The following is a 437-nucleotide window of genomic DNA, read 5'->3' as shown; positions in this document are numbered from 1 at the left end:
TCAGGAAAAACAGGAACACAAGATGTTTTCTTTCATATATTTAACCACTTACACCAAAACGGCAAACAAGTTGTTTTAACCAGTGATAAAGCACCGGTTGATATGCAAGATATTGAACAACGCTTGTTATCACGTTTTAAATGGGGACTTTCAGCTGAACTGCAAACCCCAGATTTTGAAACTCGTGTATCAATTTTAAAGAATAAGCTATATCGTGATGGTGTTGAAATGCCTGAAGATATTATTGATTATGTTGCTAAAAACATAAAATCGAACGTTAGAGAACTTGAAGGTGCTATTATTTCACTCATTGCACAATCTTCTTTCAATAAAAAAGAAATAACTATAGATTTAGCAAGAGTTATTGTAGAGAAGTTTGTTAAAAATACAAAACGTGAAGTTTCAATAGATTACATACAAAAAGTAGTATCTGATTA

Annotated in this window: 1 protein-coding gene; it reads left to right on the top strand. The window is 31.4% G+C overall.

The window, feature by feature from the left end:
- The coding region (locus tag FUA24_RS05105; protein ID WP_246146958.1) for a DnaA ATPase domain-containing protein at positions 1-437 on the top strand (437 nt) is incomplete at both ends.

The organism is Seonamhaeicola marinus, assembly GCF_008085455.1.
The sequence above is the reverse complement of the archived record's forward strand: the minus strand, read 5'-3'. Positions and strand labels throughout refer to the sequence as shown.